The sequence below is a fragment of the Aeromicrobium sp. YIM 150415 genome, from assembly GCF_016918125.1.
GTDB lineage: Bacteria > Actinomycetota > Actinomycetes > Propionibacteriales > Nocardioidaceae > Aeromicrobium > Aeromicrobium piscarium.
This window is the reverse complement of the sequence record NZ_JAERWM010000029.1, coordinates 73,460-87,779: the sequence shown is the minus strand read 5'-3', so window position 1 is coordinate 87,779 and position 14,320 is coordinate 73,460. Positions and strand designations below refer to the sequence as shown.

Sequence of the window (14,320 nt, the reverse complement as noted above, 5' to 3'; positions counted from 1 at the left end):
CTAAGTGACCTCGGCCACGCCTCCCGGATGTGGCCGGTTGCGGCCCGTTTCGCCGTCCCGGAACGGGCCACAGGTGGCCACAACCGGGACCGCGGAGGTCAGTGCTCGGGGGACTCGGTCGACGGGGCCTTCTTAGGCGCCTTCTTGGCGGCCTTCTTCACCGCCTTCTTCGTGGCACCCTGCGGCGTGGCCTCGATGACCCGCGGCTCGTGCGAGATCACATACGGGGTCTCGCCGACGATCGCATTGTGACTGCGCCACAGCAGGTACTTCAGGCTCAGATTGGTCATCGTGGCGAAACGGTTGCGGTTGCCGAGCAGCTGCTGCACGTGGATGGCCACCCAGATCAGCCACGCGATCCAGCCCTTGAGCCGGGGCAGCCCCTTGACCTGCGCGATCGCCGAGGCGCGGCCGATGGTGGCCATCGTGCCCTTGTCGAAATAGGAGAAGGGCTTCGGATCGTCCTTGCCGTCCACCTCGCGGCGGATCAGCTTGGCGACGTACTTGCCCTCCTGCAGGGCCGGCTGGGCCAGCTGCGGCAGCGGCTCATCGGGGTTGACCGCGATATCGCCGACCGCGAAGACATGGTGGAAGCCGCGCACCCGCTGTCGGTCGTCGACCTCGATGCGGCCACCACGCCCCTGCGGAACCCCCCACTCTCCGATCATCGAATGGGCCGTGATGCCCGATGCCCACACCACGATGCCGGCCTCGATGAACTCCTCGGTGCCATTGGTCTCCACCAGGACGCCGTCGGTGCGCACCTCCTTGACCGCGGTGCCGAGGCGCAGGTCGACCCCGCGCTTCTCCAGTGACTTCTTGGCATAGTCGCGCAGATTCGGGTGGAACGGCCCGAGGACGTGCGGCGCCATCTCCACCAGCGTGATGTGGATACGACTCTGATCCAGTTCCGGATAGGTCGTCGGCATGTCCTGATTGCGCATCTCGGCGAGAGCGCCGGCCGTCTCCACGCCCGTGGCGCCGCCGCCGACCACCACGACCCGCAGATCGCGGTCCTGGCCGTTGATCGCGGCATCCTCGAGATTGGCGAAGATCCGGTCGCGTAGGGCGAGCGCCTGCGACCGGCGGTACAGCGGCATCGAGAACTCCTCGGCCCCCGGAATGCCGAAGAAATTAGCTGTGACACCGACCGCGATGATCAGATAGTCGTACTTGACCGTGATGTTGCCGTCGAGCAGCATCGACTGCGCATCGTGATCCATCGCCACGACGGTGCCCTTCACGAAACGCACATTGTCCTGCTTGGCGCGCACAGCGCGCAGGAACCAGGTAATGTCGCCGGGATTCAGCGAGGCCGTGGCGACCTGGTACAGCAGCGGCTGGAAGGTGTTGTAGGTGTGCCGGTCGATGAGCGTGATGTCGACATCGGCGTCCTTGAGCTTCCGCACCGCCGCCAGGCCTCCGAATCCACCGCCGACGATGACGACATGAGGACGCTTCGAGGACGAAACCGGAGCCGAGGAGGACATGAGCCCAGACTAGTCCGGGACGGTAGGTGTCCGCCGGTCAGCGTGGGGGCCTGTGAGCCGCGCTACACGCCTCGGTACCAGGCTCGGGCCTCCTGGCGATGGGCCAGGACGATGACGACCACCGCGGCGGCCGTCCACGGCAGGCCGACGGGGAAGAACACGATGGACGCGGCGATCGTCAGCACGCAGACGACGACGAGCGCGATCCGCGCCACCGGCGAACGGTGCGCGAACGCCCACGCGGTGACGGCCATGCCCACCAGCGAGAGCAGCAGCCACCCGGCGGCACTCACCAGCATCAGCCGCATCAGGTCGTCGACCGTGAAACCGCTCTCGGCGATCATGTCGCTGAGCATCCCCTGGTCCTGCCAGGCGCGCTCCACCTCCGCGCGGCCGCCGACGAAGACGGTCAGGAGCAGCAGGGCGGCCACACCGGCGACCATCGCCGAGCCGATGCCGGTCACCAGCAGGGCCGCCGTCACCGGCTTCGGACGAGCCGCCCGCGCGGACGGCGCGGGTGCCACGGATTGCGCGTAGCCCTGCTGCGCGGAAGGGCGCTGCTCCTGGACCGGCGGCGGAGTCTGGGACTGGGGTGCGGTCACGCTCGGGGCAGCGCCCAGCTCGACGGGAGGCTCCTCCCCGGCGAAGTACCGCCGGGACTCGCGCTGCCAGAGCATCCCGACGCACATCGCGGCCAGGAGCGCCGGGAGGATGCCCACCAGCCCCATGGTCACGAAGAGCAGAGCCGCCAGGCTGCACAGCACCGTCAGCCCGATCCGTGAGCCACGATCGCCCCGGAACGCGAAGATGGCGAACACCATGGTCGCGATGGTGCCGACGACCCCGACGAGCACCATCCAGCGCAGCCATTCCATCGTCGTGTCGACGCTCAGCGAGGTGGCCGACAGCGGCGGCTCCGCGAGCAACTGCTCGATCTGCTCCTGCATCTGGATCGAGCCCCAGCTGCCGAGCTGGCTGACCAGGATGATGAAGGCGAAGGCCGCGCCGCACCCCGCATACAGACAGGCGAGGGTCACGGAACGGGGACGAGGCGCGGCCATGCCCTCTATCGAACCAGATCACCCCAGGGCAGCCCGCGTCCCCCGGTGAGCGGTGCCTCACGCACCCCTCACCGTCGCGGGCGGTGAGCGACGCACCCCTCAGCGGTGTCGAGAGGTGCGTAGGTCACCGCCCCGGGCGAGGATAGGTGCGTAGGTCACCGCCCCCGGTGCGATCGACTCAGCCCCGGACCGGGGCGACGCGGAGCTCGTCGGCGTCCTCGTCGCGGTCGACGGTGACCGTGTCGCCGTCGCGCACCTCGCCCGAGAGCAGCTCGCGCGCGAGCCGGTCGCCGATCGCCTGCTGCACCAGCCGCCGCAACGGGCGGGCACCGTACGCCGGATCCCAGCCAGTGAGCGCCAGCCACTCCTTGGCGGCATCGGACACCTCGAGGCTGATGCGGCGCGACTCCAGCCGCCGGGCCAGCGAATCCAACTGCAGATCGACGATCCGCGTGAGCTCCTCGGTGCCGAGCGCCTCGAACATGACCACTTCGTCGAGCCGGTTGAGGAACTCGGGCTTGAAGGACGCGCGCACGACGTTCATCACCGCATCGTTCTTGGCCTGATCGTCCAGCGACGGGTCCACGAGGAACTGCGAACCCAGATTCGACGTCAGGATCAGGATCACGTTGCGGAAGTCGACCGTGCGGCCCTGGCCATCGGTCAGACGGCCGTCGTCGAGCACCTGCAGGAGGATGTCGAAGACCTCCGGATGCGCCTTCTCGACCTCGTCGAGCAGCACGACCGAGTAGGGGCGCCGGCGTACGGCCTCGGTGAGCTGGCCGCCCTCGTCGTACCCGACATAGCCCGGAGGGGCGCCGACGAGCCGCGAGACGCTGTGCTTCTCGCCGTACTCGCTCATGTCGATGCGGATGATGGCGCGCTCGTCGTCGAACAGGAAGTCCGCGAGGCTCTTGGCGAGCTCGGTCTTGCCGACACCCGTGGGGCCGAGGAACAGGAACGATCCGGTCGGCCGGTCCGGATCGGAGATCCCGGCCCGGGCTCGCCGCACCGCATCGGACACGGCGCGGACGGCAGCCTTCTGGCCGATGAGCCGCTTGCCGAGCTCGTCCTCCATGTGCAGGAGCTTCTCGGTCTCACCCTCCAGCAGGCGCCCGGTGGGGATGCCCGTCCAGGACGCCACCACCTCGGCAATGTCGTCCGGCCCGACCTCCTCGTGCACCATCCGGTCGGCGGAAGCCGATGCCTCGGCCTGCTGGGCCGCGGCGAGCTGCTCCTCCATCTTGGGGAGCTCGCCGTAGGCCAGCCGCGCCGCGGTCTCGAAGTCGCCCTCGCGCTGGGCGCGGTCGGCGGCCGTGCGGACCTCGTCGATGCGCTCCTTGATCTCGCCGACGGCATTGAGGCTCTGCTTCTCGGACTCCCAGCGCTGCTCCAGGGCGCGCAGCTGCTCGGACTTGTCGGCCTTCTCGGCACGCAGCTTCGCGAGGCGCTCGACGCTGGCCTCGTCGGTCTCGTGCTCGAGGTGCAGCTCTTCCATCGTGAGCCGGTCGACGGCACGACGCAGCTCATCGATCTCGACCGGGCTGGAGTCGATCTCCATCCGCAGCCGGCTCGATGCCTCGTCAATGAGGTCGATGGCCTTGTCCGGCAGCTGACGGCCCGGAATGTAGCGATGCGAGAGGGTCGCGGCGGCTACGAGCGCAGCATCGGAGATCTCGACCTTGTGGTGCGCCTCGTACTTCTCCTTCAGGCCACGCAGGATCGCGATCGTGTCCTCGACGCTCGGCTCGCCGACGAAGACCTGCTGGAAGCGACGCTCGAGAGCCGGGTCCTTCTCGATCGACTCGCGGTACTCGTCGAGGGTCGTGGCACCGATCATGCGCAGCTCGCCGCGGGCCAGCATCGGCTTGAGCATGTTGCCGGCGTCCATCGCGCCCTCGCCGGTCGCGCCGGCGCCGACGACGGTGTGCAGCTCGTCGATGAACGTGACGATCTGCCCGTTCGACTCCTTGATCTCGTTCAGGACGCCCTTCAGGCGCTCCTCGAACTCACCGCGGTACTTCGCTCCGGCGACCATCGCGCCGAGGTCGAGGCTGACGAGCGTACGGCCACGCAGCGACTCGGGCACGTCGCCGTCGATGATGCGCTGGGCGAGACCCTCGACGACGGCCGTCTTGCCGACGCCGGGCTCGCCGATGAGGACGGGGTTGTTCTTGGTGCGGCGGCTGAGCACCTGCACGACACGACGGATCTCGGCATCGCGGCCGATGACGGGATCGAGCTTGCCGTCACGGGCCAGCGCCGTCAGATCGATGCCGTACTTCTCCAGCGCCTGGTAGGCGTCCTCGGCATCCTGACTGGTGACTTTCGCGCTGCCGCGGACCGCGGAGAAGGCGTCCTTCAACGCCTCGGGGGTGACACCGTGGCGTGCGAGAACGGCCTGCGCCGGAGACTGCACGGTGGCGATGCCCACGACGATCGGCTCGGTCGAGATGAACTCGTCCCCGAGTGCATCGGCCTCGTCGATGGCGCGCTGCAGCACCTCATGGGTGGAGCGCGCGAGATTCGGATTCTGGACACTCGAACCGCTGGCCGAAGGCAGTAGCTCGATGCTCTGCTTCGTCTCAGCGAGAACGGTGCGCGGGTCGGCCCCCGCGGCCGCGACGAGCGGCCCGGCGGTGCCACCTTCCTGCTCGAGCAGCGCCGCGAGCAGATGTGCCGGTTCCACCGCGGGATTGCCCGCAGCGGCTGCCGACGACATGGCCGCAGCGAGCGCCTGCTGGCTGCGGGTCGTGAGTTTCGAAAGGTCCATCGACGACTCCCCTGGTGATAACGATGTCTACACCTAGAACAACCTTGCCAAAGTTGAGTCCATTCCGCTCAACTTTAACCGGCGACGTGGCATTCGTCACGCGTCCCGCCAGTCGCCACTTGACGCAAACGACTTTGCCATGCAAACTGACTTTGCACGACAAACTAGTTGGCGATATCGGAGGTAGCCATGGGTGAGGACGAGAAGTCACCGACCCCGGCGGAGAGCTGGGCCATCATCGACGCGCAACGCCGTCAGGTGCGCGAGAGTCTCAGCTCCGACGACCGGATGCTCTACGGCATCTGGGGCCTCGCCTGGGGAATCGGCTATGTCGCGATGTTCTTCACCGTCGGCCCCGAGGGCGAGCCCCATCTCCTCGGCGGCAGCATCTTCGGCGGCCTGATCGTCGCCGCCCTGGTCTTCACCGTGGTGCACTCCGAGCGCCGGGCCAGCGGGCTCGGCGGCGCCGGCGGCCGGATGAACGCCCGCCTCGGCACCGCCTGGGGTGCCTCCTTCGGCGCCTCCTTCTTCATCTACGGCGGGATGTTCTCCGCCGGCCTCGAGGGCGAAGGTGTCGGCGTGGTCGCCAACGGCCTGCCCTGCCTCGTCGTCGCCTGCCTGTTCATGGCCAGCGGTGCCGCCTGGAACGACACGCGTCAGTACCGGCTCGGCATCTGGATCGCGGTCGTCGTGGCCATCGCCTCGGTGACCGGGGTCCCCTATCTGTACCTGGTGATGGCCGGCCTGGGCGGTGGCGGATTCCTCGTCGCGGCCCTCGCCGACTACCTCGACCGGCGGCGAGCATGAGCACCTCGACCGGGACCGAGATGTGCTCCCCATTCGTCAACCGGGAGCACATCTCGGTCCAGGGCGGGGGTCGCCATGAGTGAGCTGGATCCGGTCATCCATGCCCAGGCTCGGCTGCGGGTGGTGGCCTCCCTCGCCGCGATGCCGAACAACGCCAGCATCACCTTCCCGCGGCTGCAGAAGCTGCTCGAGATGACCGCGGGCAATCTCTCGACCCATCTGCGCAAGCTCGAGGACGCCGGCTACGTGCGGCAGTCCAAGACCATCGAGGGCCGAACCCCGGTGACCTATGTCGAGATCACCCCCACCGGGCTCGCCGCCTTCGAGCGCTACACCGCACAGATCCGATCCCTCATCGACCCGACAGGAGAGAGCTCATGACCGTCACACCCCTCGTCGTCGCCGAGGACGTGAGCCGCTCATTCGGCGACGTGCTCGCCGTCGACCATGTCTCTGTGACCATCCGGCCCGGAGAGCTGGTCGGACTGCTCGGCCCGAACGGTGCCGGCAAGTCGGTGCTGATCTCCCTGCTGACCGGCCTGCGCAAGCCATCGAGCGGCACTGTGCGGATCGCCGGCGGCGATCCCCGGCAGCCCGCCACACGCGTCGCGATCGGGGCGACCCCGCAGGAGACCGGTCTCCCCGCGACGATCAAGGTCAAGGAGGTGATCGAGTTCGTGTCGCGGCACTACCCCGACCCCCTCCCGGCCGAGAAGCTGCTGGATCGCTTCGGTCTCACCGACCTCGCCGGACGTCAGTGCGGTGCGCTGTCCGGGGGCCAGCAGCGCCGTCTCGCCGTGGCGCTCGCCATGGTGGGTCGGCCCGCGCTCGTCCTGCTGGACGAGCCCACCACCGGTCTCGACATCGAGGCCCGGCACAGCCTGTGGAATGCCATCGAGGACTACCAGGCCGATGGCGGCACCGTGGTGATCACCAGCCACTACCTCGAGGAGATCCAGCGCCTCGCCCGACGGGTCATCGTGATCGACCACGGCCGCGTCCTCGTCGATGACACGACCCAGTCGGTCATCGACCGCGTCGATGTCGATCGGGTGAGCCTCCACAGCACCGATACCCGCCTCGACGATCTGCCCGGCGTCGTCAGCCTGGAACGCGACGGCGACCAGGTCACATTGCTGACGCGCGATGCCGACGCCCTGGTGCACCGGCTGTGCGCCGACGACGTCGACTTCTCGCGACTCCGCGTCGCCGGCGCCTCACTGGAGGACGCCTTCGCCCAACTCACCCGTTCCGACGCCAGGAGGACAGCATGAGCACGCCGTCGTCGTTGAGCATCACCCGCGCGCACGCGAAACTGAACCTGCTGGAGGTCCTCCGCGAGCCGATCGCGATCATCGGCACCACGGTGTTCCCCTCGCTGGCACTCCTGTTCTTCGTCGTGCCGCAACGAGAGATCGCCGACGAACGCATCGCCGCGACCGGTGCCGCCGCCCAGCTCGCCGCGCTCGGGGTGATGTCGGTCTGCCTGTTCACCTTCGGCGCCGGCATCGCCGAGGACCGCGCGCGCCCCTTCGACACCTACGTGCGCACGCTGGCCGCCGGGCCCTTCCCGCAGGTGATCGGCCGGCTGCGCACCGGCATCATCCTGTCGGTGCTCGGTCTCATCCCGATCTGCGTCATCGCGTTCTTCCTCACCGAGGCCCGGCTTGCCCCGGACCGGCTGCTGCTCACCCTCGGAGCGCTGCTCGCCGGAGCGGTGCCGATGCTCCTGATCGGCTTCGCCATCGGCTACTGGCTACGACAGAAGTCCGCGATCGCCGTCGCCCAGCTGCTGTTCTTCGGGCTCGCCTTCGGCGGAGGCATGTTCATCCCACCCGATGTCTTCCCGTCCTGGCTGGACACCATCTCCGGGCTGCTGCCGAGTCGCGCCGAGCGCGATCTCGTCGTCTGGGCGGTCGGCAGCGGCGATGTGGCGGTCCGCACGGTGCTCGTGCTCATCGGCTGGAGCGTCCTCGGCGCCGCCTTCACCCTGTGGGGCTTCCGCCGCGACGAGGGCCGGCGCTTCCGCTGACCCTCAGGGTCCGACTTTTGCCGGGTTCTGGCCCTCGACACGCCGACGAGAAGGGCCAGAACCCGGCAAAAGTCGCGCGGGACTACTCGGGTGGGGGCGGGGGCGCGGGGGCTCCTGCCGGTGGGGCGATCTTGGGGTACTCCCCCGCCGTGCCCGTCGCTCCGGCAGCTGCCTCCTCGTCTCCCTTACCCGGTCCTTCCCTGCCCGCGGCCGGGTCCCAGCCGGTCTCGACCAGCTTCTTCTGCATGAGGATCGCGCCGCCGAGGATCAGCAAGCCGATCACCGCGATGACGACGACACCACCGACCGAGCCGAGCTTGGCGCCGTAGCCGATCAGGATGCCGAACCAGCCGAAGTCCGTATCGCCGAAGGTCGTGTTCGCGGTACCGAAGGTGCCGAGCACCTGCAACAGCAGCGCGGGAAGGAAGGTGATGAGCAGGCCGTTGACGAAGCCGCCCGCCACTGCCCCGCGGCGTCCGCCCGTCGCATTGCCGTACACGCCCGCGGCACCGCCGGTGAAGAAGTGCGGCACCAGGCCCGGCAGGATGAGCGCCAGCCCGAAGGCGGGGTTGAGCCAGACCGAGAGCACCGCCAGACCGAGCAGGCCGCCGACGAAGCTCGACAGGAAGCCGACGAGCACGGCGTTCTGCGCATAGGGGAAGACGATCGGCGCATCGAGCGCGGGGATCGCGCCAGGCACCACCTTGGCGGCGATGCCCTGGAAAGCCGGTACCAGCTCACCGAGGATCGTGCGGACGCCGAAGAGGATGACCGCCACCGCCACGCCGAACTGCAGCCCCTGCGTGACACCGAGCATGAGGAAATTGCCGATATCGCTCGCGCCGCCGAAGGCATCGAAGGCCTCTTCCTGGCCGACGCGCGCCAGGGCGAGGAGCGAGACGACGACGTACATGAGCACCATCGACAGCGCGGTCGCGACCATCGAGTCGCGCAGGAAGCGCAGCGACTCGGGGAGCTTCATGTCCTCGGTGGACTTGCTGCTCTTGCCGACGAGCCGTCCCGTCGCCCCCGCCGCGATGTAGCCGGCGGTGCCGAAGTGACCGATCGCGATGCTGTCGTCGCCGGTGATGCGTCGAGTCCACGGATGCGCGAAAGCCGGCAGCGACACCATCAGGATGCCGAGCAGGGCGCCTCCGAGGATCACCACGAGCGGCCCGGTGTAGTCGGCCGATGCCAGCACGATGGTGATGAGCGTGGCCATGAAGAGGATGTGATGGCCGGTCAGGAAGACATAGCTGAGCGGCGTGAACCGCGCCAGCAGGAGACTCACCGCGAAGCCGAGGATCATCAGCCAGGCCACCTGCGCCCCGTATTCGGCCTGGGCGATGCCGGCGATGGCCTCATTGGTGGGGATGACGCCCTGCGCACCCGCGGCGCTCTGAATGAGCGCGCCGAGCGGATCGAGGGACGCCACCACGAGCGTGGCGCCGGCGCCGATCAGCAGGAAGCCGAGCGTCGCCTTCATCGCCCCGCCGACCACCTGACCGGTGGACTTGCGCAACGCGACGAGGCCGACGGCGGTGATGATGCCGATGAGGAATGCGGGAACGCTGAGGATCTCGTTGACGAGGAACTCCGCGATGGCGACCAGCCAGTCCATGGGTCTCTCCTGATCAGACGTCGTACAGCTCGCGCATCGCCGCGTCGAGCTCGGTGGTGCTGGTGAAGTTGTCGATGACCTTGACCGGGATGCCGACATCGCCGAGGGTCCGGGCGATCTCCCCGGAGGTGAGGATGAGGTCGGCGTCCTTGGCCTTGCCGCGCGCCGAGATCGTGTCAGTGGCCTCGACCGTCAGGTACGGCGACCAGCCCCAGCGGTCCAAGACCTGCTCGAGGGTGTTCTTGAGGAACAGGCTCGTACCGAGGCCGTTGCCGCAGACCGTCAGGATGAGATTGCGCGACGATGCCGCGTCCGAGTGCTCGGCGTGGGCCGGCGCCTCCTCGGTGTCGCCGGCGATCGCCGCCTTCACCTCGGCGGGCGTGGCCGCGGCATCGAGGGCGGCCTTGGTGGACGGATCGCCGATGACCTTGGCGAGCTGCGCCATCGCCTGGGTGTGGGCATCGTCGTCCTTGGCGGCGAGCGCCACGACGAGGGTGACGGGATCGTTGCTGGGATGGCCGAACTCGACGGGCTCGGCGAGCCGCACCCACGACAGACCCGTGCGGTGCACCGCCTCGGACGGACGCGCGTGGGCGAAGGCGAAGCCCGGAGCGATGACGATGTACGGTCCGTTCTCCGTGACATTGTCGATCATCGACTGTGTATAGGGAGCATCGGCGACGCCCGTGTGTTCCAGCAGTCGTCCGGCGGCCGTGACGGCCTCCTGCCAGTCGGCGGCGCGGACGTCGAGGCCGATGGCCTCGTCACTCAGCAGTTCGACGAGAGCGGACATGCTCCGACGGTACCCCGCCACGAACCGGAGCGTCTCGGCGCGAGAGCCGGAATCGGCTCGGTCTCACTGACGGGTGAGGACGCGCAGGCTGCCGGTGACCGAGGACTCGACGAAGCCGTCCTCGAGCGCCCGCAGGTAGATGCGGTAGGGAGCCTGGCCGCCGTCGGCGGGATCGGGGAAGACGTCGTGGATCACGAGGGCACCGCCCGGACGCACCTGCGGCGCCCAGCCCGCGTAGTCGGCCTGAGCGGCCTCATCGGTGTGGCCACCATCGATGAATACGACGTCGACGGGAGTTCGCCAGAAGGCGCTCACTGTCGACGAGCGACCCACGATCGGCACGACCACGTCCTCCAATCCCGCCTCGAACAGCGCCCGGCGCAGGCTCGGCAGGGTGTCGAAGGCCCCGGTGGCGGGGTCGACGAGATCGGTGTCGTGGTACTCCCACCCGACCTGGTGCTCCTCGGAACCTCGGTGGTGGTCGACGGTGACGAGGGTTGCCCCCGCCTCACGAGCGACGTGCCCGAGATGGATCGTGGACTTGCCGCAGTAGGTGCCGATCTCGACGAGCACGCCGCCGGGAGTGGCGTGCTCGGAAGCGGCCCGACGCAGGGCCGCGGCTTCGTCATCGGGCAGGAATCCCTTGACCTCGGCGGCGATCCTGGCCAGCTCGACGGGGAGATCGGTCATCGGACGGACTCCTGACAGGAACACGAGACCAGCCAGTCGGTGCGCACATGACGCAGCGGATGGAACAGGTCGTGGGCGGGGGTGACGGCCGACAGCGCATCGGCGGCCAGGATGACGGTGGCACTCGTCCAGGTGGTGCGCTCGACGGGCCAGCGCACGCCATCGGAGTAGACCAGGCCCGTCCAGTAGGAGCCGTCGTCATCGCGCAGATGCTGCATCTCGCTGAAGACCCGCAGAGCGGCATCGCGCCGGCCCATCGCCTCCAGCGCGAGCACCAGCTCACACGACTCGCCGCCGGTCACCCAGGGATTGACGGTGACGCAACGGGCACCGAGGCCCGGCACCACGAACTCGTCCCACCGCTCGTCGATCCGCTCCTGGGCGGCCTCGTGCATGAGCGAGCCGCCGAGCACCGGGTAGTACCAGTCCATCGAGTGCCGGGGCTTGGGGGTGAACCAGTCGGGGTGGACCCGCAGCGCGTGGTCGATGCGAGCGACCGCGAGCTCCCAGTCCGGGCGCTGATGACCCCATACGCGCGCGAGGTCGAGGGCGCACCGCAGGCTGAAGGCGATCGAGGCGTTGCCCGTCACCAGGGCTTGGTCGGACAGATCGCCGTCCTCACCGCGGGACCAGGCCACGAGGCCCGACGGCAGGCGCATCGACAGGACGCACTCCATCGCCCGGTCGATCACGGCCCAGAACCGCTCCAGGTCGCCGGTCGGATCCATCGCCCAGAGATGCCTGACCCCCGCCGCGATATAGGCGCAGAAGTTGGCATCGGTGGCGGCGTCCTCGATGGTGTCGTCGACATATCGCGTCGCCCACGAGCCATCGGGACGCTGGGCGCCTGCCAGCCAGTCGAAGGCCGCGACGGCCTCACGGCGACGTCCCGCCGCGGACAGCCCCATCGCCGCCTGGACGTGATCCCATGGATCGGTATGGCCGCCGGGGTACCAGGCGATCTGGCCCGAGGCGTGTTGCGCCTCGATGATCGTGCCCGCCGTCTGCCGGACCTGCTCGGCCGACAGCACGCCGGGGACGTGCGGCAGCGGCATCGTCACAGCGGCTTGGTGAAGTAGAGGGCGACGCTCTTGCCGATGAGCGGGTTCAGCGCCTTCTCCGCGATCCGAGTGGCGGCCGGAGCCTTCATCATGTCCCACACCAGCAGCTGGTGGTACCCGCGTACGAGGGGGTGCTGATCGCGCTGAACCCCGACGGCGCACTTGATCCACCAGAACGGCGAGTGCAGGGCGTGCGCGTGGTGCTGGTGGGTGAAGACGAGACCCGCGGCCTCGAGCTTGGCACGCAGCTCGTCGGCCTTGTAGATCCGGATGTGGCCGCCCTCGTTGGCGTGATACTCGTCCGACAGCGCCCAGCAGACCCGCTCGGGCAGCCACCGCGGGACGGTGACCGCGAGCGTGCCGCCGGGGGCGAGGATGCGGACGAGCTCGCTGATCGCCTGGACGTCCTCCGGGACATGCTCGAGGATCTCCGAGGCGAGGACGGTGTCGAACGAGGCATCGTCGTACGGCAGGTCCAGGATGGAGGCCACGACGGTCTCGCCGGTGCCGCCCGCGGGGACCTCGCCCTCGGCGGCCATCGCCTCGAACATGTCCTGCACGCCCTTGAGCTCGACCTCGTCGAGGTCGAGGGCCGTGACCCGCGCACCCCGGCGCAGCGCCTCGAAGGAGTGCCGACCGGCACCGGCACCCGCATCGATGAAACGGGTGCCGCGCCCGACGCGCAGGCGATCGAAGTCAACGGTCAGCATCGGTCTCCACCTCTGTATCGGACAGTCTCTCGACTCGCGCGATCTCGCGCTCGTAGGCCTCTACGGTGGCACGGGCCACCGACACCCAGCTGAAACGCTCCACAGCCCGCTCGCGCCCGGCGCGCGAGTAGTGCTCGCGGCGCTCGGGAGAGTCGAACAGGGCGCCGATCTGCTCGACGAGCGCCTCGACATCGCCGAGCTCGACGAGCACGCCGGCGTCGCCGACCACCTCGGGCAGCGCGCCAGCTCGGCTGGCGACCACCGGAGTGCCGCAGGACATCGCCTCGACCGTCGGCAGGGAGAACCCCTCGTACAACGACGGCACCGCCATGACCTCGGCCGAGGCCATGAGCTCGGCGAGCTGCTCGTCGGAGATGCCGCTGTGGATGGTCACGGCGTGCTCGATCCCCAACTCACGCAGCCGCGCGACGGTGGAGCGCTCGACCGGGGAGACCAGATGCAGGGTCACGTGCTCGTGCTCGGTGCGCAGCTTGGCGATCGCGTCGAGCAGGTGCGGCACGCCCTTGAGCGGCTTGTCCGCGCTCGCGACCGCGACGACACGGCCGGGGATGCGGGCTCCGCGCGGCGCGAAGAGATCGGTGTCGACGCCCAGCGGGATGACCGTCATGCGATCCGGGTCGATGCCGAAGTCGTGGGCGGTGTCCGCGGCGGAGATGCTCGAGACGCCGAGGATCGACGGCAGGCGGCGGGCCACACGCGCCTGCATCCGCACGAAGCGGTACCAGCGACGGGTCGTGATCTGCTTGCGCAGGGGCGCGGCCGCGATGTCCAGTCGTCGATCCTTGCTGATGGGGTGATGGATCGTGGTGACCAGCGGGACCCCGCGGCGCACCAGCGACAGCAGCCCGTAGCCGAGGCTCTGGTTGTCGTGGACGATGTCGAAGTCGGCGGCACGGGGGCCGAAGAGGCGGCGGATCCGCAGGCTGAACGTCAGGGGCTCGGGGAAGGCCGCGGTGATCATCTGCGCGTATTCGAGCCCGTCGATCCAGTCGCGGAACTCCCGGGGGTGGGGTGTGCGGAAGGGGTCGTCCTCGCGGTAGAGGTCGAGGCTCGGCACCTTCTCGAGCCGGACCCGCGGATCGAGCTGTTCGGGATAGGGCTGCCCGGAGAAGACCGTGACCTCGTGGCCGAGCTCGGCGAGCCCCCAGCTGAGGTGGCGGACGTAGACGCCTTGGCCGCCGCTGTGGGTCTTGGTGCGGTAGGACAGCAGAGCGATCCGCATGTGGTCCCTCCTCACACCTCGCGTACCGAACGGTAACCC

Annotated in this window: 13 protein-coding genes; 4 read left to right on the top strand and 9 right to left on the bottom strand. The window is 68.9% G+C overall.

Annotated features, from left to right (window positions below; genetic code table 11):
- Nucleotides 1-98: 98 nt before the first annotated feature.
- The 3 genes from JL108_RS17620 to clpB all read right to left on the bottom strand — a co-directional run bounded on the left by JL108_RS17620 (nt 99) and on the right by clpB (nt 5,324).
- Nucleotides 99-1,490, bottom strand: a complete 1,392-nt coding sequence (locus JL108_RS17620) for an NAD(P)/FAD-dependent oxidoreductase (RefSeq protein WP_205199431.1) — start codon at nt 1,488-1,490, stop codon at nt 99-101.
- Nucleotides 1,491-1,552: 62 nt separating this feature from the next.
- Nucleotides 1,553-2,551 carry a hypothetical protein gene (locus JL108_RS17615; protein WP_205199430.1) on the bottom strand — a complete coding sequence of 333 codons (999 nt, stop codon included), beginning with the start codon at nt 2,549-2,551 and terminating at the stop codon, nt 1,553-1,555.
- 178 nt (nt 2,552-2,729) lie between these two features.
- Nucleotides 2,730-5,324 (bottom strand): ATP-dependent chaperone ClpB, encoded by a 2,595-nt coding sequence (clpB, locus tag JL108_RS17610; protein WP_205199429.1) that lies wholly within the window; start codon nt 5,322-5,324, stop codon nt 2,730-2,732.
- A gap of 189 nt (nt 5,325-5,513) precedes the next feature.
- Here clpB and JL108_RS17605 point away from each other — a divergent pair, with 189 nt between their 5' ends.
- The 4 genes from JL108_RS17605 to JL108_RS17590 all read left to right on the top strand — a co-directional run bounded on the left by JL108_RS17605 (nt 5,514) and on the right by JL108_RS17590 (nt 8,163).
- Nucleotides 5,514-6,131 (top strand): hypothetical protein, encoded by a 618-nt coding sequence (locus tag JL108_RS17605; RefSeq protein ID WP_205199428.1) that lies wholly within the window; start codon nt 5,514-5,516, stop codon nt 6,129-6,131.
- Nucleotides 6,132-6,206: 75 nt separating this feature from the next.
- Nucleotides 6,207-6,512: a transcriptional regulator gene (locus JL108_RS17600; RefSeq protein WP_143913639.1), complete on the top strand. Its 306-nt coding sequence runs from the start codon at nt 6,207-6,209 to the stop codon at nt 6,510-6,512.
- A complete protein-coding gene (locus tag JL108_RS17595) occupies nt 6,509-7,405 on the top strand; it encodes an ABC transporter ATP-binding protein (RefSeq protein ID WP_143913640.1) in 897 nt (298 codons plus the stop codon). The genes JL108_RS17600 and JL108_RS17595 overlap by 4 nt, the downstream gene beginning before the upstream one ends.
- Complete coding sequence (locus tag JL108_RS17590) at nt 7,402-8,163, top strand: ABC transporter permease (protein ID WP_143913641.1); 762 nt, start codon at nt 7,402-7,404, stop codon at nt 8,161-8,163. Before JL108_RS17595 ends, JL108_RS17590 begins: the two co-directional genes overlap by 4 nt.
- 82 nt (nt 8,164-8,245) lie before the next feature.
- Here JL108_RS17590 and JL108_RS17585 read toward each other — a convergent pair whose 3' ends face one another.
- The 6 genes from JL108_RS17585 to JL108_RS17560 form a co-directional block, all read right to left on the bottom strand.
- The gene (locus tag JL108_RS17585) at nt 8,246-9,784 is read right to left on the bottom strand and encodes a PTS ascorbate transporter subunit IIC (RefSeq protein ID WP_205199427.1); all 1,539 of its coding nucleotides are present in this window, start codon (nt 9,782-9,784) and stop codon (nt 8,246-8,248) included.
- A 13-nt stretch (nt 9,785-9,797) separates the two neighbouring features.
- Nucleotides 9,798-10,577 (bottom strand): PTS sugar transporter subunit IIA, encoded by a 780-nt coding sequence (locus tag JL108_RS17580; RefSeq protein ID WP_205199426.1) that lies wholly within the window; start codon nt 10,575-10,577, stop codon nt 9,798-9,800.
- A gap of 63 nt (nt 10,578-10,640) precedes the next feature.
- On the bottom strand, nt 10,641-11,267 hold the full coding sequence (locus JL108_RS17575; protein ID WP_205199425.1) for a class I SAM-dependent methyltransferase: 627 nt from the start codon (nt 11,265-11,267) through the stop codon (nt 10,641-10,643).
- Nucleotides 11,264-12,322 carry a prenyltransferase gene (locus JL108_RS17570; protein ID WP_240191464.1) on the bottom strand — a complete coding sequence of 353 codons (1,059 nt, stop codon included), beginning with the start codon at nt 12,320-12,322 and terminating at the stop codon, nt 11,264-11,266. The genes JL108_RS17575 and JL108_RS17570 overlap by 4 nt, the downstream gene beginning before the upstream one ends.
- A gap of 2 nt (nt 12,323-12,324) precedes the next feature.
- Complete coding sequence (locus JL108_RS17565) at nt 12,325-13,038, bottom strand: class I SAM-dependent methyltransferase (RefSeq protein ID WP_205199423.1); 714 nt, start codon at nt 13,036-13,038, stop codon at nt 12,325-12,327.
- Nucleotides 13,025-14,281, bottom strand: coding sequence for a glycosyltransferase family 4 protein (locus JL108_RS17560; protein ID WP_205199422.1), 1,257 nt, complete (start codon nt 14,279-14,281; stop codon nt 13,025-13,027). Before JL108_RS17560 ends, JL108_RS17565 begins: the two co-directional genes overlap by 14 nt.
- Between the last annotated feature and the right edge of the window lie 39 nt (nt 14,282-14,320).